23 protein-coding genes are annotated in these 23,056 nt (G+C 69.0%); 11 read left to right on the top strand and 12 right to left on the bottom strand.

The window, feature by feature from the left end; translation table 11 throughout:
• The first annotated feature begins 224 nt into the window (after window positions 1-224).
• From ACSVC7_RS24985 to ACSVC7_RS24975, 3 genes are all read left to right on the top strand, one after another.
• Window positions 225-524: a hypothetical protein gene (locus ACSVC7_RS24985; protein WP_448207405.1), complete on the top strand. Its 300-nt coding sequence runs from the start codon at window positions 225-227 to the stop codon at window positions 522-524.
• An 11-nt stretch (window positions 525-535) separates the two neighbouring features.
• Window positions 536-1,141, top strand: a complete 606-nt coding sequence (locus ACSVC7_RS24980) for a hypothetical protein (RefSeq protein WP_448207406.1) — start codon at window positions 536-538, stop codon at window positions 1,139-1,141.
• 95 nt (window positions 1,142-1,236) lie between these two features.
• On the top strand, window positions 1,237-1,365 hold the full coding sequence (locus tag ACSVC7_RS24975; protein ID WP_448207407.1) for a hypothetical protein: 129 nt from the start codon (window positions 1,237-1,239) through the stop codon (window positions 1,363-1,365).
• Between the two features lie 113 nt (window positions 1,366-1,478).
• On the opposite strand, the gene ACSVC7_RS24970 is transcribed toward ACSVC7_RS24975, so the two are convergent.
• A complete protein-coding gene (locus tag ACSVC7_RS24970) occupies window positions 1,479-3,239 on the bottom strand; it encodes a hypothetical protein (RefSeq protein WP_448207408.1) in 1,761 nt (586 codons plus the stop codon).
• A gap of 508 nt (window positions 3,240-3,747) precedes the next feature.
• On the opposite strand from ACSVC7_RS24970, the gene ACSVC7_RS24965 reads away from it, so the two are divergent.
• The 3 genes from ACSVC7_RS24965 to ACSVC7_RS24955 all read left to right on the top strand — a co-directional run bounded on the left by ACSVC7_RS24965 (window position 3,748) and on the right by ACSVC7_RS24955 (window position 5,039).
• Window positions 3,748-4,338, top strand: a complete 591-nt coding sequence (locus ACSVC7_RS24965; protein ID WP_448207409.1) for a YcbK family protein — start codon at window positions 3,748-3,750, stop codon at window positions 4,336-4,338.
• A 173-nt stretch (window positions 4,339-4,511) separates the two neighbouring features.
• Window positions 4,512-4,775 carry a hypothetical protein gene (locus ACSVC7_RS24960; protein ID WP_448207410.1) on the top strand — a complete coding sequence of 88 codons (264 nt, stop codon included), beginning with the start codon at window positions 4,512-4,514 and terminating at the stop codon, window positions 4,773-4,775.
• Window positions 4,776-4,826: 51 nt separating this feature from the next.
• On the top strand, window positions 4,827-5,039 hold the full coding sequence (locus ACSVC7_RS24955; protein ID WP_448207411.1) for a hypothetical protein: 213 nt from the start codon (window positions 4,827-4,829) through the stop codon (window positions 5,037-5,039).
• Between the two features lie 96 nt (window positions 5,040-5,135).
• Here the strand turns inward: ACSVC7_RS24955 and ACSVC7_RS24950 are convergent, their stop codons facing one another.
• The 7 genes from ACSVC7_RS24950 to uraD all read right to left on the bottom strand — a co-directional run bounded on the left by ACSVC7_RS24950 (window position 5,136) and on the right by uraD (window position 12,603).
• Window positions 5,136-5,381 (bottom strand): hypothetical protein, encoded by a 246-nt coding sequence (locus tag ACSVC7_RS24950; protein ID WP_483508772.1) that lies wholly within the window; start codon window positions 5,379-5,381, stop codon window positions 5,136-5,138.
• Between the two features lie 217 nt (window positions 5,382-5,598).
• Window positions 5,599-6,123 carry a hypothetical protein gene (locus ACSVC7_RS24945; protein WP_448207413.1) on the bottom strand — a complete coding sequence of 175 codons (525 nt, stop codon included), beginning with the start codon at window positions 6,121-6,123 and terminating at the stop codon, window positions 5,599-5,601.
• Window positions 6,124-6,402: 279 nt separating this feature from the next.
• Window positions 6,403-8,265, bottom strand: coding sequence for an excinuclease ABC subunit UvrC (gene uvrC, locus ACSVC7_RS24940; protein WP_448207414.1), 1,863 nt, complete (start codon window positions 8,263-8,265; stop codon window positions 6,403-6,405).
• Window positions 8,266-8,546: 281 nt separating this feature from the next.
• Window positions 8,547-9,590 (bottom strand): GMP reductase, encoded by a 1,044-nt coding sequence (locus tag ACSVC7_RS24935; protein ID WP_448207415.1) that lies wholly within the window; start codon window positions 9,588-9,590, stop codon window positions 8,547-8,549.
• Between the two features lie 33 nt (window positions 9,591-9,623).
• On the bottom strand, window positions 9,624-10,868 hold the full coding sequence (locus ACSVC7_RS24930) for a M20/M25/M40 family metallo-hydrolase (protein ID WP_448207416.1): 1,245 nt from the start codon (window positions 10,866-10,868) through the stop codon (window positions 9,624-9,626).
• Window positions 10,865-12,103 carry an allantoate amidohydrolase gene (locus ACSVC7_RS24925; RefSeq protein WP_448207417.1) on the bottom strand — a complete coding sequence of 413 codons (1,239 nt, stop codon included), beginning with the start codon at window positions 12,101-12,103 and terminating at the stop codon, window positions 10,865-10,867. The genes ACSVC7_RS24930 and ACSVC7_RS24925 overlap by 4 nt, the downstream gene beginning before the upstream one ends.
• Complete coding sequence (uraD, locus tag ACSVC7_RS24920; protein WP_448207418.1) at window positions 12,100-12,603, bottom strand: 2-oxo-4-hydroxy-4-carboxy-5-ureidoimidazoline decarboxylase; 504 nt, start codon at window positions 12,601-12,603, stop codon at window positions 12,100-12,102. Before uraD ends, ACSVC7_RS24925 begins: the two co-directional genes overlap by 4 nt.
• A 174-nt stretch (window positions 12,604-12,777) precedes the next feature.
• Here uraD and uraH point away from each other — a divergent pair, with 174 nt between their 5' ends.
• Window positions 12,778-13,140: a hydroxyisourate hydrolase gene (gene uraH, locus ACSVC7_RS24915; protein WP_448207419.1), complete on the top strand. Its 363-nt coding sequence runs from the start codon at window positions 12,778-12,780 to the stop codon at window positions 13,138-13,140.
• On the opposite strand, the gene ACSVC7_RS24910 is transcribed toward uraH, so the two are convergent.
• Window positions 13,125-14,330 carry a urate hydroxylase PuuD gene (locus ACSVC7_RS24910; RefSeq protein WP_448207420.1) on the bottom strand — a complete coding sequence of 402 codons (1,206 nt, stop codon included), beginning with the start codon at window positions 14,328-14,330 and terminating at the stop codon, window positions 13,125-13,127. The genes uraH and ACSVC7_RS24910 overlap by 16 nt on opposite strands.
• 326 nt (window positions 14,331-14,656) lie before the next feature.
• Here ACSVC7_RS24910 and ACSVC7_RS24905 point away from each other — a divergent pair, with 326 nt between their 5' ends.
• From ACSVC7_RS24905 to ACSVC7_RS24890, 4 genes are all read left to right on the top strand, one after another.
• Window positions 14,657-15,577, top strand: a complete 921-nt coding sequence (locus tag ACSVC7_RS24905; protein ID WP_448207421.1) for a LysR family transcriptional regulator — start codon at window positions 14,657-14,659, stop codon at window positions 15,575-15,577.
• Between the two features lie 116 nt (window positions 15,578-15,693).
• Complete coding sequence (locus ACSVC7_RS24900) at window positions 15,694-16,791, top strand: LacI family DNA-binding transcriptional regulator (RefSeq protein WP_448207422.1); 1,098 nt, start codon at window positions 15,694-15,696, stop codon at window positions 16,789-16,791.
• A gap of 87 nt (window positions 16,792-16,878) precedes the next feature.
• Window positions 16,879-18,096, top strand: a complete 1,218-nt coding sequence (glf, locus tag ACSVC7_RS24895) for a UDP-galactopyranose mutase (RefSeq protein ID WP_448207423.1) — start codon at window positions 16,879-16,881, stop codon at window positions 18,094-18,096.
• An 83-nt stretch (window positions 18,097-18,179) separates the two neighbouring features.
• On the top strand, window positions 18,180-18,356 hold the full coding sequence (locus ACSVC7_RS24890) for a hypothetical protein (protein ID WP_448207424.1): 177 nt from the start codon (window positions 18,180-18,182) through the stop codon (window positions 18,354-18,356).
• 60 nt (window positions 18,357-18,416) lie between these two features.
• Here the strand turns inward: ACSVC7_RS24890 and ACSVC7_RS24885 are convergent, their stop codons facing one another.
• The 3 genes from ACSVC7_RS24885 to ACSVC7_RS24875 form a co-directional block, all read right to left on the bottom strand.
• Window positions 18,417-19,421, bottom strand: coding sequence for a formate dehydrogenase subunit gamma (locus tag ACSVC7_RS24885; protein ID WP_448207425.1), 1,005 nt, complete (start codon window positions 19,419-19,421; stop codon window positions 18,417-18,419).
• A 61-nt stretch (window positions 19,422-19,482) separates the two neighbouring features.
• Complete coding sequence (gene fdh3B / locus ACSVC7_RS24880; protein ID WP_448207426.1) at window positions 19,483-20,130, bottom strand: formate dehydrogenase FDH3 subunit beta; 648 nt, start codon at window positions 20,128-20,130, stop codon at window positions 19,483-19,485.
• Window positions 20,131-20,153: 23 nt separating this feature from the next.
• A complete protein-coding gene (locus tag ACSVC7_RS24875) occupies window positions 20,154-23,051 on the bottom strand; it encodes a molybdopterin-dependent oxidoreductase (RefSeq protein WP_448207427.1) in 2,898 nt (965 codons plus the stop codon).
• Window positions 23,052-23,056: the final 5 nt, after the last annotated feature.

Genomic DNA, 23,056 nt, shown 5'->3' with positions numbered 1-23,056 from the left:
AAGGGCCGTGAGTCATACCGGGTTTGCCCGCGGATTCCTACGCTGCGAGTACCACCGGAATTGCCGGGTCAGGGCCGACCTGCCTTCAGGCTTATGGAAAGCGCTATGTGTGGAGGGGAGATGGCGATGGCAAGACCCCTGGGGAGCATGGCGCGGAACGGGGCCAACCGCATCCTGTTGGGACGGGGAGAACGACACCGTCACCATAAGGCAGGAGTCCCGGCATGAGCCCCGACAAGCGGCACGGCGATCAGCGCGACGAACCACTCGACTTCCCGACCACGCGCGAAGGTCCCTCCGTGGATGAGGAGAAGGCGGGCTTCCAGAACATCGAAGGACCCGGCGCCCGGCGCGGCGAGCACGTCATCTCCAGCACCGAAGGCAGCCCGGAAGCCCGCGCGCTCGATGCCGGGAACGAGAACCCGGAGGATCTGGACGTCGGACCGGGTGTGGACTCCGCGACCACCGGCAGCCCGCACGCCCCGACCACCGGGGCCGGCAAGCAGAAGAACAGCCGGCAGTGAAGGGCGGGGCGATGATGCGCATGATGATGCCCGGCTCCATGACGGAAGCGCCGGATCCCGCGTCCCTCCAGGCGGAGCTGACCGACCTGCTGCAGTTGGAGCATGACGCGCTGCCGGCCTACTCCCTCGCCATCGGCGCGCTGCGCGACCCGCGCCTGCGCGAGGAGTTGCGCGACCACCGCGCCGACCACGAGCGGCATGTGGAGGCGCTGTCGGCGCTGATCCGCGACCGCAACGGCATTCCGGTGCAGCTTCCGCACCTGCCCACGGGCGTCTTCAAGCTGGCGGTCCAGGCGCTGGGCACCCCCGGCGGGGACCGCGCGGTGCTGCTCGCCTTCGTCTCCAACGAGTGGCAGTCGCGGGAGAAGTACGCGCGTCACGCGGCCCGGCCCCACGACCCGGAGGTCGCGGCCGTGCTGCACCGCCACGCCGAGGACGAGGCGCGGCACTACGCCTGGGCCTGCGACGCGCTGGAAGCGATGGGCTGCGGGGCTCGCACCATGGTCGGCATGATGACCAACGTCTTCGCCCGCTTTCACGGCTCCACCGCCGACGCCGTTGAAGGGGCCGAGCGCGTCGCCATGGAAACGGTGATGCGGACCCTGCGGGCGGCGTGAGCGTTTGCATTTCGAATGGAACGACGAGGGTTGCGATGAACGATACGCCACAGAACCGGAAGACCCAGGATGCGGGGACCGGAACCGAATCTCCTATGGAGGACAGGACCAAGACACCCGGCGACGGCACCCTGCAGGACGCCGTGCCCGCTGGTCTATCCTCGGAGGAGCTGCGCAAACGCGCGGAGGAAAGCGAAGGCTCCGCCCAGCCCGGCTCGGGCTGAGCCCCGTTCTGGGAATCTCCCTGGGAATCTCCGAGGTGGGAACCCCCGATCTGGGAACGCTGTCCCATACGACGTCGTATGATGACGGCGTCGCATGAGGCAAACGGGCGCGGTTATCGGGCCAGGGGATCGGGTGCGGTCAGGCCGGCGGCCGCGAAGCTGCTGCGGATGGTGGCGTCCAGCTCCGGCGGCAGGGGCAGGCTGCGCTGCTCGCGGGCGGCGCGCTCGGGGAAGTTCGGGTCGGCGGCCAGTGCCTTCGTTGCCGCGGCCCGAGCATCGTCGATCCGGCCCGCCTGGACGAAGGCAACGGCCTGGGCGGCCTGGGCGGGGGCCGCGCTGGTGATGTCCAGGCGGAGCTTCGCCTCCGCCGTCCCGCCGCCTTCGACCGGGCCGCGCTGGCGGGCGAGGCCGTAGGCGGGCAGGAGTCGCGGAGCCTGGGTCGGGTCCCGCTCCATCGCCCGTTCCATCAGCGCCATGCCGCGCTCCGCGTCCCCCGCCTCGACGTGCCAGAGGCCGAGGTCGGCCAGCATCTTCGGATCCTCAGGCGCCGCCTTCAGGGCCTTGTCGCCAGCGGCGAAGCAGGGCTCGTACTGGCGGCGCAGGCAATAGGCGGTGTACAGCGCGGTCAGCGGACGCAGCGCGGTGGGCGCCAGTTCCGTCGCGCGCAGGGCCGCTGCCAGCGCCTGGTCCAGCGCGTTCGTGTCGCGGTCGGCGCTGCGCTGGCGGTGCTCGTCGGCGTGCAGCAGCGACAGGGCCGCCCACAGGCGCGCCTGCTGACCGGTGCTGAGCGTCTTGTCGGTGGTCCCCCGTTCCAGGCAGGCGCGCAACGCCTTCCGTTCGGCCGGCGGATGCTCCCGGCGGTCGGTCGCCAGAACGGCGCAGTCGCGCGGGGCGAGACCGGCGACCGGGTGCGCGTGCAGCCGCGCCGACACACTCTGCGCCAGCGGGCCTTGCGGGTCGGCCAGCGGGGTGAGGATGGCGGCGGCGAGGTCGCGTGGCGCGTTGGGATCCCGCTGGGACGAGGATTGGGGCGGGGGCCGGTCGAACGGCTCCGACCACAGGACCGTGCCGGTGGCCCGGTCGGTCAGATGGACGAGGGCGCGCACCTCTCCATCCCGCACTTGCAGGCTGCCGGACAGGCGCAGGTCTTGGCCCTTCGGCGTTCCATTGGCCTTCTCGTCCTGCGACGGTTCGAGGATCACCGGGAGGTCGGTCTGGGCGGTCAGGCCGCGCACGATCTCGTCGGTCAGGACGGCAGCGAGGGCGGTCGCTTCGCCGCCGCCGATAGTGCGGAAGGGGGCGACGACAATGGCAACGCTCTGACGCTGTGGGACTGTGTGTGGAACTGGGGCGAGCGCCAGCGCCTCCTCCATGCCGCCGGTTGACGCGCTGAGACCCGTCAGCAGACCGCCCGCGCCGAGCACGACCAGGGCCGCGACCCCGGCGGCGAGCATCGGCCGGTGCAGCACACGGGACCGGGGCGCCCCCATGGCTGGGGTTGGGGGTGGGGCGGACGTGGGCATCGGCTCCGGGCTCTCCACCGCCTCGAAGCGCGGGGCGTAGCCGCCCTTCGGTACGACGATGCGGATGGAGTCGTTGCACCCGGCGGTTAGGTAGTAATGCTCCAGGCTGCGGCGCAGCCGCCCGGCCTCCAGCCGCACGATGGGGTCGGACTGCGGGTCGAAGCTGGACTCGCGGTTGAAGACGCTGACGGCGATGCAGTAGGCCTTGATCTGCTGCGACCGCCCGGCAAGGCTTTCCTCTACCACATAGCGCAGGAAGCGCCGGTTGCGCTCCGACGCGTCGAAGGCGTCACTGGACAGGATGCGGTCGAGTTGCGCCCGAATGGCGCTCTCGTCCAGGTCTCTGGCCAATTCTCCGGTCGGCTCCCTGCTTTGGGCGGGGGCCTGAGCGAGCGGATTGCCGCCGGTCATTCGGTCTTCTCCCGAAAGCAAAGCAAAATCCAGGAAACCTTCCGCAAAAGTGGTGGTCTGCAGACGTACGGGGCATTCTTCCACCCGCAAGCCGTCATGTCCATTGCCGCTCTGCTTAAATGTTGGCGAATATTTCGGAAGGTCTCTGCTTTCCCCAATCGAATGAGGCAATACTGATTCAAAAGGAGGATTTCGGGAATCGGGGGCGGAGGGGGCTTTCTCCATCCGGGCAGGCGGTAAGCTACCGTATGTTACTTGTCCGGTCCGGCAACCGACGGCATGAGGCTTGTGCCACCTGCTCCCCAACCATGACTGAAATGCCACAACAGGCGCCGAAACGGGGCCGAAACGGACCGCGCGAAGCGTCCGAACACCGACGATTCCCGATTCTCCCTGTTTGGGCATCGGCCAATCGAAACTCTGGACCAATCGAAACTCTGGAGAGGACATGCCCTCCGACCTCCCTTTTTCAGATCCGCGAGTCCACCTCCGCAGCGGCGGCCTGTCCGGCCTGTCGCGGCGGGGCCTTCTGGGGCTGAGCACCGCCCTGGCGCTCGGCCTTTGCAAAAGCCGCCCGGCCGCCGCGTGGGAGCCTGAGCCGGAACGCGCCATCCGCCTCTACAACTGCCAGACCGGCGAGACCTTCGACGGTGTCTATTGGGCAGAGGGCCGCCCGGTGGCCGACGCGCTGGCGCGCATCGACTGGGTGCTGCGCGACCATCACAGCGACGTCTGCCGCCGCATCGACCTCGCCCTGCTGCACCGGCTCTGGGAGATGCAGGAGAAGCTGGACGCCAGCCAACCCTTCGAGGTGCTGTCGGCCTTCCGCTCGCTGGAGACCAACCGGCATGTGAAGGGGGCGTCGGCGTCCAGCCTGCACCTGCAGGGCAAGGCGGTGGACCTGCGCCTTGCCGGCCGGCGCACGTCGGACCTCTACCACTGCGCCCTGTCCTTCGGCGACGGCGGGGCCGGATGCTACCCGCAACGGAACTTCGTCCATGTGGACACCGGTCCGACGCGGCGGTGGGTCGGGGAATGACGCCGTCCGGTGATGCGCGGGGCAGGGGACTGCCTCATCCGCGGACAGCACCTTCGTAATTGCGGTCGGTCTTTCTACCGATGGACAATAGGCCGTTGGCCTGATTGTGCGGATGGCGGGGGCGGAGCACCATATCCCAAAAAAAGCAATCATCGCTCTTTGGGAGGAGCCCCATGCTGACCCCAATCGACAACGCTACCCCCCACTCCGATCGATGCGGCACGCTGATGGACCCCGGCCAGATGGCGCAGGCGCGGACTCTGGCCGGGTGGATCGCGCTGATCGCCGAAGACCGCGGGCTGGACGAGCGCGGCGTGGCCGCCGCCACCGACCTCGACATCGAGGATGTCCGGGCCATTCTGGGCGGCACCGTCTTCATGATGCCGCTGACAAGGCTCGACCGGGCGCTGCGGCGCCTGGAAGGGCGCGCGCACTGACGCTCTGACGCACCAAATTCCGCCTCCCCTCTCCCGTCGAAGGAGGATGCCATGAACAGCGTTTCCCGCGACCAGCAACGCCTCAGCAAGCGCGACGCCATCTCCCGCATCCGGCGCTCCGCCGAACAGGGCGGCCTCGACGCCGGCGACATCGCCCGCATGACCGGCCTTCCTCCGGGCCATGCGCGCGCCATCCTGTCCGGCTTCGGGAACACGGTTCCCCAGGCGGCGCTCGACCGCACGGCGCAGGCTTTGCCGGAGTGACCGGGCCGGATTGACTGGAGGGTGCTTCGCAGAAATGGAAACGGCGGCGCAGGGAATGCGCCGCCGTTTCCATTTCTGCGAAGCGGGTGCCGCGGGTCAGGCGACGGCCAGCACGTCCAGATAGACGTTGGCCGGCTCGCTCAGATGGATGCGGTACAGCATGCCCATCTGGTCCACGATGATGTTGGCGACGGGGTTCTGGGCCGCCATGTCGGACACGGCGGCGCGGACGTTGCGCGGCAGGCTGTCGAGATCGATCTCGCGGTAGCCGCTCTTGTCGGAAAGCTTGATGGTGTTCTGGCCCATGGTCAGATGCCCTGTGTCGGATGCCCTGTGCATCATCGGTCTGTTTCGGTGCGCGGAAGATGGTCCCGCGCGGTTAAGGAAAGGCTAAGCATAACGGCGGCCAACGCAGCCCTGCCGCGCGCCTCCTGCATCCGTGTCATGGGAATATTCCGGGGAATATTCCGGGGAATATCCCGGCGCCTCCCCGAAAAAAGACGGCCGGCAGGGGAGGCTGCCGGCCGCAAGTTGCGGGGATGGAGGGGGGGAAGGGCGGTTACTGCTGGATGCCGGTGACCTGCTGCTGCGCCTTGTTGCCGATGCCGGCGGCGAGGTTGGAGACCGTCCCGATGTTGGAGTTGAACATCGACGAGGGCGCCCCGAACTGCTGCGCGGTGATCTGCTGCGACGCCTTGTTGCCGATGCCGACGGCGGCGTTGGAGGCGGAGCCGAGGTTGGAGTTGACGCCACCGAAACCGTAGCCGTAGCCGGGCATCGGGGCGCCCGTCTGCACGCCCATGACCTGCTGCTTGGCCTTGTTGCCGACGCCGGCCGCCAGGTTCGACACGGTGCCCAGGTTGCTGTTGGTGCCGAAGCCATAGCCGGGCATGGGAGCGAAGCCCGACTGGACGCCCATGACCTGTTGCTTGGCCTTGTTCTGGATGCCCGCGGCGGTGTTGGAGATGACGCCCAGGTTGGAGTTGTTGCCCAGCGCGATGCCGCCGGTCATCAGCTCGCCGGCGAAGGCCGGGGCGGTGAACAGGACGGCGGCAGCGGCGGCGAAGAGAGCGGTGCGGCGCATGGTGTGGTTTCCTTCCGGTTTGGGTGCCTGCCGGGGATCGTCGTCGTGGCCCGGCGTTGTTCGATGAGCGGAAGGTACGCGGAGGCCGCTTTCGCCGCTGTGGCCTGGGCCACAGTTTGGGGAAGGTTTTGGGGAGGGGAGATGCATTGCCCCCACCCTTCCCACGGCTCCGCCGTGGGCCCCTTCCCTCCCCCGCTTCGCAGGAGAGGGAGTTTAGGACAACGCGGCGGCAGTCCCCTCTCCCGCGAAGCGGGGGAGGGTCAGGGAGGAGGCAAAACTTCAACCATGAAAGAACTCATACACCCGCCGCGCGACCGCCGCGCTGATGCCCGGTGCGCCTTCCAAATCCTTCAGCCCGGCGGCAGCCACGGCCGTGGAGCTGCCGAAATGGTGCAGCAGGGCCTTCTTGCGCGCCGGGCCGACGCCGGGGATGCCGTCGATGCGCGTGTGCTCCATGGCCTTGGTGCGGCGGGTCCGGTGGGCGTCGATGGCGGTCTTGTGGGCCTCGTCGCGCAGCCGTTGCAGGAAGTAGAGCACGGGGTCGTTGGGCTCCAGCCGGAAGGGCTCGCGGCCGGGCTGGAAGAAGCGCTCGCGCCCGGCGTCGCGGTCCGGCCCCTTGGCGATGGCGACCAGCGGCACGTCCCCGATCCCCAGCCCGGCCAGCACCTCGCGCGCCGCGTTCAACTGCCCCAGCCCGCCGTCGATCAGCACGAGGTCGGGCCAGAGGCCGTCCTTCCGCTCCGGATCCTCGCGTTGCGCGCGGCCGAAGCGGCGGGTCAGCACCTCGCGCAGCATCGCGTAGTCGTCGCCGGCCGCGGCGGGGTCCTTGATGTGGAAGCGGCGGTAGGCGTTGCGCTGGAACCCCTCCGGCCCGGCGACGACCATGGCGCCGACGGGGAAGGCGCCCTGGATGTGGGAGTTGTCGTAGATCTCGATACGGGCGGGCGTGCCGGGCAGGGCGAAGACACGCGCCACCCCGGCCAGCAGCTTCGCCTGGGCGGAGCGTTCGGCCATGCGGCGGCCGTGCGCCTCCCGCGCGTTGGTCAGCGCGTGCTCCACGACGCGGCGCTTCGGCCCGCGCTGCGGGACCTCCACCTCGACGCGGCGGTCGGCGGCCATCGTCAGGGCGTCGGCCAGCAGCGCGCGGTCGGGGATGTCGTGGCTGAGCAGGACGAGGCGGGGCGGCGGCGTGCCCTCGTAGAGCTGGGCGGCGAAGGCGGTCAGGACGGCCGCTTCGGTCTCATCCCGGTCGTGCCGGGGAAAGAAGGCGCGGGTGCCCTGGTTGCGCCCGCCCCGGAAGAAGAAGGTCTGCACGCAGGCCGTTCCGCCCTCCGCATGCACGGCCAGCACGTCGGCGTCCTCCAGCACGCCTTCCAGGTTGATGTCCTGGCGGCTTTGCAGGGCGGTCAGGGCGCGGATGCGGTCGCGCCAGCGCGCGGCGTCCTCGTAGGCCAGCCGGTCGGAGCAGTCCATCATGTGGCGCGCGAACTCCGCCTGCACGGCGGCGCTGCGCCCGTTCAGCACGTCGCGCACACCCTGCATCTGGGTGGCGTAGTCCTCCGGCGAGACGCGGCCGACGCAGGGGGCGGAGCAGTGCTTGATCTGATGTTGCAGGCAGGGCCGCGTGCGGGACGCGAAGGTCGCGTCGTCGCAGGTGCGCAGCAGGAAGGCCCGTTGCAGCGCCGCGATGGTCATGCCGACCAGCGCGGGGGAGGCGTAGGGGCCGAACAGGTCGGCCTCCCGCCGGCCGTGGCGGTGCGCGGAACCCCGGTGGTGCATCAGGCGCGGGAAGTCGTGCCCGTGGCCCAGCACGATGTAGGAGAAGGACCGGTCGTCCTTGACCAGCACGTTGAAGGGCGGCAGCAGCGTGCGGATCAGGTTCGCTTCCAGCAGAAGCGCCTCGGCCTCCGTGTGGGTGGTGACGAACTCCATGGACCGGGTCAGCGCCACCATGCGCCGGGTGCGCATGGGTAGCCCGTCGGTCCGGGTGTAGCTGGCCACCCGGCGTTTCAAATTCTTCGCCTTGCCGACATACAGGATGCGCCCGTCCGCCCCGATCATCCGGTAGACGCCGGGAGTCGCCGGCAGCGTCGACAGGGTGGCGCGGATGACCGCCGTTCCGTCCCCGTCCGTTCCGTTCATGAGGCCCCTCCTGGTGCGTTAACCAAGATGCGGCGCAAGGAAGCAGGGGAACGGGACGTGAACCAGTGATATTTGTGAGCCTGATAATCCCCTCGCCCGCCTCCGGCGGGAGAGGGAGGGGCCCGCGCCTGCGGCGCGGGAGGGTGAGGGCAAGGTTTCCACAAGAATCCACGTTATACGTACCCAAGATTCTCGGAAAGACCTTGCCCTCACCCTCCCACCGCTGCGCGGTGGGCCCCTCCCTCTCCCATCGGAGATGGGCGAGGGGATTATTCAGGCACTCAGCCGCCGAACACGGTGTTCAATTGCGCGCTGACGCGGACGAAGGTGGTGCGCTTGGGGACTTCCTTCAGCTTGGTGGCGCCGATGTAGGTCATCATGCTGCGCACGCCGCCCATGATCTCCTGCATCGTGCCTTCCACCGGGCCGCGGTAGGGCACCTCCACCGTCTTGCCTTCGGATGCGCGGTAGGCGGCGACGCCGCCCGCGTACTTGTTCATCGCCGTGTCGGACGACATGCCGTAGAAGGTCATGCTGACCGGCACGCGCTGGCCGTCGCGGTCCTCGTAGCGGATGTCGCCCTCGCACTCGTCGTGGCCGGCCAGCATGCCGCCCAGCATCACGAAGTCCGCACCGGCGCCGTAGGCCTTGGACACGTCGCCCGGCACCGTGCAGCCGCCGTCGGCGCAGACCTGGCCCTTCAGCCCGTGGGCGGCGTCGGCGCATTCGATGATGGCGGACAGCTGAGGGTAGCCGACGCCGGTCATCTTGCGCGTCGTGCAGACCGACCCCGGCCCGATGCCGACCTTCACGATGTCGGCCCCGGCCAGCAGCAGCGCCTCCGTCATGTCGCCGGTGACGACGTTGCCGGCCATGATGACGAGGTCCGGGTTCTCCGTCCGCATGCGGCCGATGAAGCGCACGAAGCGCTCCGTGTAGCCGTTGGCGACGTCCAGGCAGACCTTGCCCACGGGGGCCTTGGCCTTGACGTGCTGGAACTTGTCATAGTCGGCCTCCGTCGTGCCCAGTGAGTAGAAGACGTTCACCGTGTCCGTGTCGCGGAAGAAGGCGACCAGATCGTCCGCCGGGTAGTGCTTGTGCAGCGCGGTCATCGCGCCGAAGCGCGACAGCGCCTTCGCCACCGCCATGGTGCCGACCACGTCCATGTTGGCCGCGATCAGCGGGAAGCCCGTCCATTCCTCGCCGTTGTGCAGGAACTTGAAGCTGCGGTTGACGTCCACCTCGCTGCGGCTTTGCAGGGTGCTGCGCTTGGGGCGGATCAGCACGTCCTTGAAGTCCAGCTTCAGATCGCTTTCGATGATCACGGGTCAGTCATCCTGTTAAGGCAGTCCATTGATTCAGATGGGGGCTCGCGCGGCGCTGAGAAGGTCCAGCAGGGACAGGGCCACGACCTCCGTCGCCTTGAACAGGTCGGACAGGGGCAGGCGCTCGTCGGCGCGGTGGGCGTTGGCCTCCTCGATGGTGCGGGGGCCGGCGCCGAACAGGGCGATGGGCACCCCGGCGGCGGAGTAGTGGCGCGCGTCGGTGTAGAGCGGCACCCCCTTGGTCTCCACCGGTTCCCCCATCACACGGCTGGCGTGGGCGCAGAGGATGCCGGCGATCCGGTCCGTGCCGGGCAGCGGCGTCAGGGGACGGGCCAGCAGGATGCGGCGGACCTCCACGCGGGCCTGGGGGAAGGCGCCAGCGGCCTCGGCGATCACGGCGCGCAGGGTTTGCTCCACCGTCTCCGGGTTTTCCTCCGGGATCATGCGGCGGTCGAGCCGCAGGGTAACGCGGTCGGGCACCACGTTGGTGTTGATGCCGCCCTTGATGAGGCCGACGGTCAGCTGCGGCGACCCGATGCCCCCCACCGCCGACACGGTGCCGGCGTAGCCCTTGCGGTAGTCGTACAGCGCATTGAGGATGGCCGTGGCCGCCTCCAACGCGTCGATGCCGGTCATCGGCAGGGCGGCGTGGGCGGACTTGCCGGTGACCTCCACCTCCAGATGCAGGCAGCCGTTGTGCGCGGTAACGACGGCGTAGCTGAAGCCGGCGGCGATGGCGAAGTCCGGTTTCGTCAGCCCCTGGTCCAGCAACCACTTCGGCCCGATCTCCCCGCCCGCCTCCTCGTCGTAGGTCAGGTGCAGTTCGACGGTGCCGCGGTCCAGCCCGGCCTTCTCCAGCGCCAGCAGGGCGAAGGCGTAGGTGCTGAAGTCGGATTTCGACACCGCCACGCCGCGCCCGACCATCCAGCCGTCCACAACCTCCGCCCCGTAGGGATCGCGGGTCCAGCCCTCGCCCGGCGGCACCACGTCGCCGTGCGCGTTCAGCGCCACGACGGGACCGTCGCCGAAACGGCGGCGCACGATCAGGTTGGTCGCGGTGACCATGCCGTTGGCGCGCACGAGGTCCGCCGGGACGGGGTGGCGTTCGACCGTCAGGCCCATGGCCTCCAGCAGTTCGGCCGCGCGCTCCGCGTGGGGGGCGCAGTCGCCCGGCGGGTTGTCGGAGGGCACCTTGACCAGCTCGGCCAGGAAGCGGACCTGATCGTCGCGGGACTGGTCCAGGAAGTCGCGGATGGCCTGTTGCGCGGTGCCGGTCATGGGCGGGGCATTCCGTGTTCGAAGTGGCGGATGAGGTCGAGGAGGACGCGCACCGACAAGTCGGCGTCCTCGGCGGTGATGGATTCGGCGGGGTTGTGGCTGATGCCGCCCGCGCAGCGGAGGAAGACCATGCCCATGGGCAGCACGCCCGCGAAGGCCATGGCGTCGTGCCCGGCGCCGCTCGGCAGGTGAAGGGGGCGCACACCGGCGCGGCGCACCGCCGCCTCGATCCGCTCCACGATCTCCGGGGAGCAGGGGGCGGCGGCCGCGTCGTGGGTCGTTTCGATGGCGATCTCCACGCCGCGGCGCGCGGCGATGGCCTCCAGATCCTGGCGGATGGCCGTGCAGGCGGCGTGGCGTACGAAGTCCTCCGGCGCGCGGACGTCCAGGGTGAAGGTGGTCTCGCCGGGGATGACGTTGATGGCTCCGGGCTTGGCCTCGATGCGGCCCACGGTGGCGACGAGGTCGGCGACGGAGGTCGCCACCCGCTCCACCGCCAGCACCATCTCCGACGCGGCGGCCAGCGCGTCGCGGCGCAGCGGCATCGGCACGGTGCCGGCGTGGCCCGCCATGCCGCGCACGGTGACGGCGAAGCGGGAGGCGCCGTTGATCGCGGTGACGATGCCCAGCGGCAGCCCTTCGGCCTCCAGCACCGGCCCCTGCTCGATGTGCAGTTCGATGAAGGCCAGCGCGTCGCCGGGCTTGCGGGCGGTGCCGGCGATGGCGTCCGGGTCCCCGCCGAAGGCGCGCAGCGCGTCGGCCATGCGCACGCCGTCGCGGTCGCGGGCCTCCAGCGCCGCCGGGTCGAAGCGGCCGGCGATGGCGCGGCTGCCGGTCAGGGTGACGGGGAAGCGCACGCCCTCCTCGTCGCCGAAGCCCAGAACCTCCACAGCGAAGGGCAGGCGTTCGCCCAGCCGGTTCAGCTCCGCCACCGCCGCGACGGCGGCCAGAACGCCGAGGTTCCCGTCATACCGGCCGGCGTTGCGCACCGTGTCGATGTGGGAGCCGAGCAGCAGGGCCGGCGCGCCGGGCGTGGCGCCCTCGTAGCGGCCGACGACCGTGCCGGCGGCGTCGAGGCGGGCGGTCATGCCGGCCTCCACCATCCAGGCCATCAGCCGGTCGGCGGCGGCCCGGTGCTGCGGCGTCAGGAACAGGCGGGTCAGCGCGCCGTCCTCCTCCGTGAAGGCGGCGAAGGCGTCCAGCCGCGCCATCAGGGCCGGGCCGAAGCTCGTCATGGGAGAAGATCCTTGATGCGCAGCAGCGCGATGCGCTCGACCTGGGCCAGGGCGGTGGCGAACTCCTCCTCCGGGCCGTTGTGGACGCGGCGTTCGAAGGCGTCGAGGATTTCGGCGCGGCTGCGGCCCTTCACCGCCATGATGAAGGGGAAGCCGAAGCGCGTCTTGTAGGCGTCGTTCAGGTCTGTGAAGCGCGCGAACTCCTCCGGCGTGCAGCGGTCCAGGCCGGCGCTGGCCTGCTCCGCCGTGCTGTCGGCGGTCAGTTCGCCGCGCACCGCCAAGCGGCCGGCAAGGTCGGGGTGGGCGTTCAGGACGGCCAGCTGCCGGTCGTGCCCGGCGGCGCGCAGCACGGCGGCCATGGCGGCGTGCAGACTATCGGCGTCGTCGGGCAGGGGGCGGTTGGCGTCCCAGGCTCCCTCCGCGACCCAGGGGGAATGCTCGAACACGCCGCCGAAGCGGCCGACGAAGGCGGCACGGTCCATCTCGCTCGGTCGCATCATCCCTTCCCCTTCCCTTCCCCTCGGCCCTTCCCCACAGCGCCCATTTTGGTCAGCATACCCGCATTCACGGGCGTCCGCTTTTTCGATCCGTTTGAAAGTCCTTTTGGGCGGCGGTCGTGCGGCCGGGGCTGGATGGCGGGTATACATTCAGGATTGAAGCAGGGAGGGCGCAGCATGGCCGACGGTGGGCGTCTGACGACGCATGTACTCGACACGACGCACGGGCGGCCGGGGGCCGGGATCGCCGTGACGCTCTATCGCCTTGATGGAGAGACACGCGACCGGCTGGTGCGGACGCGCACCAACAGCGACGGGCGCTGCGACGCGCCGCTGCTCGCCGGGGCGGAGCTGACGCCGGGCGTCTATGAGCTGGTGTTCGAGGCCGGCGACTATTTCCGGGGCCTGGGCGTGGATCTGGGCGAGCCCGCCTTTCTCGACCTGGTGCCGATCCGTTTCGGCATCGCCAGGGCGGACCAGCACTACCATGTGCCGCTGCTGCTCTCCCCCTACAGCTACTCGACCTATCGGGGCAGCTGATCGGTCGCCCCATCCGTCCAGGCGGCGAGGAGTTGCCGCTCCTCCGGCGTGATCCGGGTGACGTTGCCGGGCGGCATGGCGTTGGACAGAACCGCCCAGGCGCGGATCTGGGCGGCATGGCGGCGGATTTCCTCCGGGCTGTCCAGACGCAGGCCGCGAGGGGCCTCGCCGATGCTCTCCCACACCGGGACGGCGGCGTGGCACATGCTGCAACGGGAGGTGACGACCTCTTCGACCTGCGCGAAGTCGGCGCGGGGGGGCTTGGCGGCGGTGTCGCTGGCATCGCGGGGGCCAGCCGTGCTGAGCGCCACGACGGCGGCCATGCCCAGCGCGGCGACTCCCCAGGTCCACCAGGGCGTCGGCTTGCCGGCGTGGCGGGAATTGAAGAAGTGGCGGATCACCGCCCCCACCACCAGCACGATGGCGACGATCAGCCAGCTGTAGCGCGTGCCGAAGGCCAGCGGGTAATGGTTGCTGATCATCAGGAACACGACCGGCAGCGTCAGGTAGTTGTTGTGCAGCGACCGCTGCTTCGCCTGCTTGCCGAGCGCCGGGTCCGGCGTCTCCCCCGCCATCATGGCGGCGACGGTCTTGCGCTGATTGGGGATGATGATGCGGAAGACGTTGGCCGACATGATCGTGCCGATCAGCGCGCCGATGTGCAGCATGGCCGCCCGCCCGCTGAAGACGTGGCCCAGGCCCCAGGCGACCAGCACCAGGAAGACGAAGCCCGCCGCCGCCAGCCTCATGTCGTCCTTGCCCAGCGGCGACTTGCACAGCCGGTCGTAGACGTGCCAGCCGAGCCCCAGGGCGCCCAGGCTGACGAGGATGGCGCCCCACCAGGGCAGGTCCAGCACCGCCGGGTCCACCAGGAACAGGTTGGCCCCGTGGTAGTACAGCACCGCCAGCAGGCAAAAGCCGCTGAGCCAGGTGGCATAGCTCTCCCACTTGAACCAGGTCAGCTTCTCCGGCAGTTCCGGCGGGGCGACCATGTATTTGGCCATGTGGTAGAAGCCGCCGCCATGGACCTGCCACGCCTCCCCCGCCACGCCGGGCGGCAGCCCGTCGCGCCGCCGCAGGCTGGCGTCCAGGTGGATGAAGTAGAAGCTTGAGCCGATCCACGCGATGGCCGTGATCACATGCAGCCAGCGCACCAGAAAATTGACCCATTCCCAGACGATCAGCTCCATCGCGCCCGGCCCCCTCGCTTGCGGTGAACCCCATCGCAAACTCTACGGTTGCCGCCGTCCACCGGGGAAGCGGTTGTGCGGCGCAGCACTTTCAAAAAAAACGCAAAGGTGGAATGCTGCCATAATCCCCCTCGCCCATCCCCGATGGGAGAGGGAGGGGGCCCATGGCAAAGCCATGGGAGGGTGAGGGCAAGGTTATGCCGAGAATCCTGCGCGTGTGACTTGGATTCTCGGGGCGACCTTGCCCTCACCCTTCCCACTTCGTGGGCCCCTTCCCTCTCCCGCCGGAGGCGGGCGAGGGGAATAAGGCGCAGGGAGTGGTCGCCGTGGCGCTTCTGGAGAACATGCGGGTGTTCGTGCGGGTGGTGGAGCTGGGCAGCCTGTCGGCGGCCGGGCGCAGCCTGCGGCTGTCGCCGGCCGTGGTCAGCCATCGCCTGCAAAGCCTGGAGGAACACCTGAACGCCCGCCTGCTGAACCGTACCACCCGGCAGGTGCAGTTCACCGAGGCCGGCAAGGTCTTCTTCGAACACTGCCTGGAGGTGCTGGAGGCCGCGGAGCGGGCGGAGAGCAGCGTGGCGGCCATCGGCGGGGCTCCGGTGGGCAGCCTGCGCGTCACGGCGCCGCTGGGCTTCGGCCGGCGCATCCTGGCGCCGATGGTGCCGCGGTTCCGCGCGCTCCACCCTCAGGTGGAGGTGCGGCTGCGCCTGTCCGACCATCTGCTGGACCTGCTGCGCGAGGCGACGGACGTCGCCATCCGCATGGCGGTGTTGAAAGATTCCAGCTTCATGGCGCGCAAGGTGGCCGACCTGCCGCGCGTGCTCTGCGCCGCCCCGGCCTATCTGGAGCGGCGCGGCGTGCCGGAGCGGCCGGAGGATCTGCTGTCCCACCACTGCCTGCTGCTGCGCTTCCCCGGATCGCAGCAGTTCCAGTGGACCTTGCGGACGCCGCACGGTGACATGACGCTGCCGGTGACCGGCCAGTTCGACGCCGACGACGGCGACGTGCTGACCACCTGGGCGCTGGCGGGGGAGGGGATCGCGCTGAAGCCGGTGTGGGAGGTGGCGGAGCATCTGCGCAGCGGCGCCCTGCGCGTCGTGCTGCCGCATTGCCCGCCGGAGCCGGTGACGCTGGCCGTGCTCTACCCGCACCGCAACCTGCTGCCGGCCAAGATCCGCGCCTTCATCGACTTCTTCGTGGACAATGTGCGGGCCGACCTGACGCGGTTGAGCCCCGACGCGGTTCTGTAACCGACAATTCATGGCAACTGATATTTCAGGGCGGGGGTGACGTCTCCCTTTTCGCCTGGGCCGTGTTATCATGCCGCTTCGCCAAGCGGTGCCGACCGCCGCCAGGAAGGACGAGAATGGCCGCATTTCCGCCCAAGACGCCCCCGAAGCCGCCTCTCAAACCCCAGCGCAAGAAGACCCGCCGTGCGACGCAACGGCTGACCATGACCGACGTGGCGAGTGCCGCGGGCGTGTCGCCCAGCACCGTGTCGCTTTACCTGCGCAAGCCGGAGGCGGTGTCGGAGGAGCTGGCGACCCGCGTCCGCACGGTGATCGACGAACTGGGCTACGTCCCCAACCTCGTGGCCGGCAGCCTCGCCGCGGCGAAGAGCCGCACGGTCGGCGTCATCCTGCCGTCCATCACCAACTCCTTCTACGCGGAAACCTACAACACGCTGCAAAGCGCTTTCCAGGCCGCCCACTACCAGACCCTGCTGGGCGTCAGCGAGTTCGACCCGGAGCGGGAGGAGGAGCTGATCCGCGCCTTCCTCGCCTGGTCGCCGGCGGCCATGGTGGTGACCGGCCTGCACCACACCGAGCGCACGCGGGCCATGCTGGGCTCCTGCGGCGTGCCGGTGGTGGAGATGTGGGACATTCCCTCGGCCCAGTTTCCGGCGGTGGACATGACCGTCGGCTTCTCCCATTTCGAGGTCGGGCGCCGGCAGGCCAGCCACCTCTACGACCAGGGCTGCCGCAAGGTTGCTTACATCGGCGCCGCCGTGCACCAGGACATGCGCGTGCGCAGCCGCACCGACGGCTATGAGGACGAGGTGCGGCGGCGCGCCCTGCACGAGCCCATCGCCTTCACCGCCCCCGACACCGCCTCCACCCCCGTCGGCATCTGGCTGATCGACGAGGTGCTGACCATGCATCCGGACATAGACGGGGTGGTCTGCTCCAACGACGCGATGGCGCTCGGCGTGCTGTTCGAGGTGAACCGACGCGGGCTCAGCGTGCCCCAGGACATGGCGGTGATCGGCTTCGGCGACCTGACCTTCAGCGCCGCCTGCCTGCCGCCGCTGTCCACCGTGCGGCCGCCGCAGCGGGAGATCGGGCAGCTCGCGGCCGCGCAGATCCTCGCCCGCCTCGACGGGCGGGAGCCCGGCCAGCCGCACGCCGGCCTGGACTGCGAACTGGTCGTGCGCGACAGCACCCGGCGCGACGGCGCGGCCTGAGTACCACCAAACGCCCCTGCCCCCTTCCGGAACCCTCCGGCGAAGTCCGCCGTTCGCCGAGGGTTGCTCGCAGAAGAGGGAAGGGGTATGCGCGACTTCATGGGGGCAGCCGGGGGCGGCCCGGCCGGCTTCGACTATCTGATCGTCGGGGCGGGCTTCGCCGGCAGCGTGCTGGCGGAACGGCTGGCGGCGGGGCTGGGCAAGCGGGTCCTGCTGATCGACCGGCGCCCGCACATCGGCGGCAACGCCTACGACCACTACGACGATGCCGGTCTGCTGATCCACCGCTACGGCCCGCACATCTTCCACACCAATTCGCAGCAGGTGGCCGACTACCTGTCGCGCTTCACCAAGTGGCGCCCCTACGAGCATCGGGTGCTGGCGCGGGTGGACGAGCAGCTCGTCCCCATCCCGATCAACCGGACGACCGTCAACCGCCTGTACGGGCTGGACCTCGACGAGGCCGGCGTGGCTGCCTTCCTGAAGGAACGGGCGGAGCCGGTGGCCGAGATCCGCACGTCGGAGGATGTGGTGGTCGGCGCCGTGGGGCGGGAGCTGTATGAAAAATTCTTCCGTGGCTACACGCGCAAGCAATGGGGCCTCGACCCGTCCGAACTGGACAAGGCGGTGACCGCCCGCGTGCCGACGCGCACCAACGACGACGACCGCTATTTCGGCGACAGCTTCCAGAACATGCCGCTGCACGGCTACACGCGGATGTTCGAGAACATGCTCGACCACCCGAACATCACCATCATGCTGAACGCCGACTTCCGCGACGTGGCGCGCGAGCTGCGGTTCCGCAATCTGATCTACAGCGGCCCGGTGGACGAGTTCTTCGACTTCCGCTTCGGCAAGCTGCCCTACCGGTCGCTGCGCTTCCGGCACGAGACGGTGGAGCAGGAGACGTTCCAGCCGGTTGCGGTCGTGAACTACCCCGGCGAGGATGTGCCCCACACCCGCATCACTGAATACAAGCACCTGACCGGCCAGACCCACCCGACCAGGACCAGCCTGACCTTCGAATACCCCTCGGCGGACGGCGACCCCTACTACCCCGTGCCGAAGCCGGAGAACGCGGCGCTCTACCGCCAATACCAGGAACTGGCCGACGCGACGCCCAACGTGCATTTCGTCGGGCGGCTGGCGACCTACCGCTACTACAACATGGACCAGGTGGTGGGGCAGGCGCTGGCCCTGTTCGCCCGCCTCGCCAAGGCCGAAGGCGCCACGGCGGACGCCGCCCGCGAACTGTCCGGCCTTGCCGGCGAACGGCCGGGGGCTGAGGTCCGCGAGAAAACGTGAGCGTTGCCACGAAACTCCTGCCCCGCCCCGCGCGTTAGGAAATGCAAACGGAGTGCCCCGTCGGCGGGGCGGGAGGAGAAACCATGAAAGCGTTCGGACTTGCCCTGCTGTTCGCCGTGCTGCTTGCCATCGTGTCCAGCTTCGTGCTGGAAGGCTTGATGGCCCGCCGCGCCGACCAGGCCTTCTCCACCGCCAGCGCGCGCGTGGGCGAGGAGAACACCGTCGTACACCGCAACTTCATGGGCCGGCCGAAGGAATAGGAAGAAACAGAAAAGCCCCTCTCCCATCGGAGATGGGAGAGGGGCTTTTCTTTGCGGCCTCTACTCCGCGGCCCGGTGAATGGCCCCCCGGCCGTCGTTGGCGTGCTGCTTGCGCAATTCCTCCTCGTACCAGCGGCGGTGATGGTCCTTAGCCCAGTTCTCGTCCACGCGGCCGGTGCCCATGGCGTCGAAAGCGCCTTCCATGCCGACGGTGCCGATGTAGATGTGGGCGATGATGATCGCGATCATGATCGACGCCACCACACCGTGCACGACGTGCAGGATCTGCATGCCGCCGATCCCGGTGACGGCGAAGGGCATCATCAGCAGGAAGCCGCTGACCGCCAGCGTCAGCCCGCCCAGCACCACGGCCCAGAAGATCCCCTTCTGACCGGCGTTGAAGCGCCCGGCCTCCGGATGCTCGCCCTGCTTGGACAGGATGCCGCCCATGGTCTTCAGCCAGACCAGATCGGCGCGCTCCGGGATGTTGTCGCGGATCCAGCTGACGAAGATCAGCACCAGCCCGATCACGAAGGGCACGCTGAAGAAGTTGTGCAGGTACTTGCTGGCGTCGGCGACGGAGGTGAAGGCCTGGTGGCCGATCAGCGGAATCAGCACCGGCCGCCCGAAGGTGACGACCAGCCCCGTCAGCGCCATGATGATGAAGCTGACCGCCGTGGCCCAGTGGACGAAGCGGTCCACCCAGTCGAAGCGCTTGACCAGCCGGCCCGACCGCCCGCCGTGGATGCGGATGGTGCCGCGGTACAGGTAGAACAGGATCAGCAGCGCGATCACGCCCAGCGTCATGACGCCCGCGACGATCCGCAGCCAGTGGGTGCGGAACTCCCGCCACTCGCGCCCCTCGGGCTGCATCAGCACCGACAGCTTGCCGTCGGGGATGCTGACCGTGCCCGTCGTCTTGTCGTTAGGCGTCTGATAGAGGTCAACCTGTTCCTTGGAGGTCGCCGGATTCTGACCCGGCACCTGATAGAGCTGCGCCTGCACCGCCGGAGCGGTCACCAGAAGCAGGAAGCCGATCAGGAGGAAACGGAGGAGCCTCGTCATGTCGCGTCCTTCCCTTTTATAGGCCCCCTCTCCCCGGAGGGGAGAGGGGATGTCGGGTCGTTCAGCTTCCGCCGGTGCCGGTGTTGCCGGGGGCGAAGGCGCTGCCCTTGTCGCGGCGGTTGTCGTTGCGGCCGTAGGCGGTGGCCCAGCCCCAGGCGCCGGAGCCGTAGCCGCGCCGCACCGTCCGCTCCTTGTAGATGTCGGCCAGAACGTCGCCGTCGCCGGCCATCAGCGCGCGGGTGGAGCACATCTCCGCGCACAGCGGCAGCTTGCCCTCCGCCAGACGGTTGGAGCCGTATTTCTGGTATTCCTCCGGCGTGTTGTCGGCCTCCGGGCCGCCGGTGCAGAAGGTGCACTTGTCCATCTTGCCCCGGCCGCCGAAGTTGGTGGCCTGCGGGTACTGCGGCGCGCCGAAGGGGCAGGCGTAGAAGCAATAGCCGCAGCCGATGCACAGGTCCTTGGAATGCAGCACCACGCCGTCGGCGGTCTGGTAGAAGCAGTCCACCGGGCAGACCGCCGCGCAGGGCGGGTCGGTGCAGTGCATGCAGGCCATGGAGATCGACCGCTCGCCCGGCACGCCGTCCTTCAGCGTGACGACGCGGCGGCGGTTGATGCCCCAGGGGATGTCGTGTTCGTTCTTGCAGGCGGTGACGCAGGCGTTGCATTCGATGCAGCGTTCCGCGTCGCACAGGAACTTCATGCGGGCCATGGTTTATCCTCCCCTGCCGCCTGTTAAGCCGGCTCGACGCGGCAGAGCGTGACCTTGGTTTCCTGCATGAAGGTCACGGGGTCGTAGCCGTAGGTGGTCACGCTGTTGGCCGCCTCGCCCAGGACGATGGGGTCGGTGCCCTTCGGGTAGTTGTCGCGCAGGCTGTTGCCCTGCCAGAAGCCGGAGAAGTGGAAGGGCAGGAAGACGGTGCCGACGCCGATGCGTTCGGTGACCATCGCCTGCACCTTGGCCCTGGCGTCGTTCTCCGGCCCGTAGATCCACACCATGGCGCCGTCGCGGATGCCCAGCCGCTGGGCGTCCTTGGGGTTGATCTCCGCGAACATGGTCTGCTGCAGCTCCGCCAGCCAGGGGTTGGAGCGCGTCTCCTCCCCGCCGCCCTCGTACTCGACCAGACGGCCGGAGGTGAGGATGAAGGGGAAGCGCTGGCGCAGGTCGCTGTCCGCGATCTTGAACTGGAGCGAGCGGGCGAGCTGCGGCAGGCGGAAGTCGCGCCGGTCCTCGATGGCCGGATACTCCTTCACCAGCTCGGGCCGCGGGGAGTAGATCGGCTCGCGGTGGACCGGCACCGGGTCGGGCAGGTTCCAGGCGACGCACCGCGCCTTGGCGTTGCCGTGCGGCACGCAGCCGTGCTTCAGCGCCACGCGGATGATCCCCATCGACAGGTCGGTCTGCCAGCTGACCTCGTCCACCTTCTCGCCGCCGATGGCCTGGATGACCTTCATCTCCTCCGGCGTCAGGTCCTTGTCCCAGCCCAGCTTCTTCAGCATGGCCATGGTGAATTCCGGATAGCCGTCCTGGATCTCCGACCCCTTGGAGTAGGAGCCGTCGGCCAGCAGGCTGACGCCGTTGCGCTCCACGCCGAAGCGGGCGCGGAAGACGCCGCCGCCGTCCATGACGTGCTTGGACGTGTCGTACAGCACGCCGCAGCCGGGATGGCGCAGCTCCGGATGGCCCCAGCTGGGCCAGGGCATGCCGTAATAGTCGCCCTTGCAGGGGCCGTCGGAGGCCCGCATGGTGATCTTGTCGAAATCGGCCTGATGCTTCATGTGCATCTTCAGCCGTTCCGGGGACTGGCCGGTGTAGCCGGTGGAGATGCAACTGCGGTTGATCTCCCGCAGGATGTCCTCCGGCACGGGGCGGGTGTTCTCCACCGAGATGTGCTTGAACATCTCGTCGGCGAAGCCGAGCTTCTTCGCCAGCATATACATGATGGTGTAGTCGTCCTTCGATTCGAAGATCGGCTCCACCACCTTCTCGCCCCACTGGAGGGAGCGGTTGGAGCAGGTGCGCGACCCGTCGGTTTCGAAGGACGTGCAGGCCGGCAGCAGGTAGGTGCCGTTGCGCCGCTGCTGGAAGGACGCGAAGGTCGTCGGGTGCGGGTCCGCGACGACCAGCAGCGACAGCTTCTCCAGCCCCTTCAGCATCTCCGGCATGCGGGTGACGGTGTTGCCGCCATGCCCCATGACGAACATCGCCCTCAGCGGCGACGGCTGCTGGATGTCCTCCGGCTTGTAGGTGACGGCGTCGAACCAGCGGGTGGTCGGGATGCCCTTGGCCTCCATCAGCTCCTTGGAGGCGAAGCGGCCCTTCATCCACTCATAGTCCACGTCCCAGGCGCGGCAGAAATGCTTCCACGCCCCCTCCGCCAGCCCGTAGTAGGACGGCAGGGTGGAGACGTCCAGGCCGAGGTCGGTCGCACCCTGTACGTTGCAGTGGCCGCGGTAGATGTTGGCCCCGCCGCCCGCCACGCCGATGTTGCCCAGCGCCAGCTGGAGGATCGACAGCGCCCGTACGTTCGCCGTGCCGGTGGTCTTCTGCGTGATGCCCATGCACCAGATGACGGTGGAGGGGCGGTTCTTCGCCAGCGCCTCCGCCACGCGCTTGACCTGCTCGCCGGGCACGCCGGTGACGCGCTCCACGGTCGCGGGGTCCCACTTCTTCACCTCGGCACGGACCTCGTCCATGCCGTAGACGCGCTGGCGGATGTAGTCCTTGTCCTCCCAGCCGTTCTCGAAGATGTGCCACAGGATGCCCCAGGTGATGGGGATGTCCGTGCCGGGACGGATGCGGACATATTCGGTGGCGTGGGCGGCGGTGCGGGTGAAGCGCGGGTCGATGACGATGAAGGGGGCGCGGTTGCGCTCCTTCCCGCGCAGCATGTGCGGCAGGGAGACGGGGTGCGCCTCCGCCGGGTTGCCGCCGATGATCACCAGCGCCTTGCTGTTCTGGATGTCGTTGTAGCTGTTGGTCATGGCGCCGTAGCCCCACGTGTTCGCCACGCCGGCGACCGTGGTGGAATGGCAGATGCGCGCCTGGTGATCGACGTTGTTCGTCCCCCAAAAGGCCGCCAGCTTGCGGAACAGGTAGGACGCCTCGTTGGTGAACTTGGCGGAGCCCAGCCAGAAGACCGCGTCCGGCCCGGACTGCTGGCGGATGTCCTGAAGCTGGTTGCCGATCTCCTCGATGGCCTGATCCCAGGACAGGCGCTGCCACTGGCCGTCGACGAGCTTCATCGGATACTTCATCCGCCGCTCGCCCTTGGTCAGCTCGCGCACGGAGGCACCCTTGGCGCAGTGGGCGCCCTGGCTGATCGGGCTTTCCCAGCCCGGCTCCTGCCCCGTCCAGACGCCGTTCTGCACCTCCGCGATCACGGTGCAGCCGACCGAGCAGTGGGTGCAGACGTTCTTGCGGGTCACCGTTTCGACATTTGGAATGGTCGGCCCGGCTTCGGCCTTGCGGATCATGGCGGCGGGCAGCGCGCTCAAGGCCGCCATGCCACCGGCCGCGAGGCCCGAGGTCTTGAGGAAGCCGCGGCGGTCCACGGTGCCGCCAAGACCGGAGGTCAGGGTGCGCGCCAGCGAGCCGCGCGCGGGCTTTCCGGAGGAACGCTTCACGAGCATGGCAC

It is taken from the genome of Azospirillum mesophilum (assembly GCF_053470405.2).
Note: the sequence above shows the minus strand (reverse complement) of the source record. Positions and strands in the feature narration are given on the sequence as shown.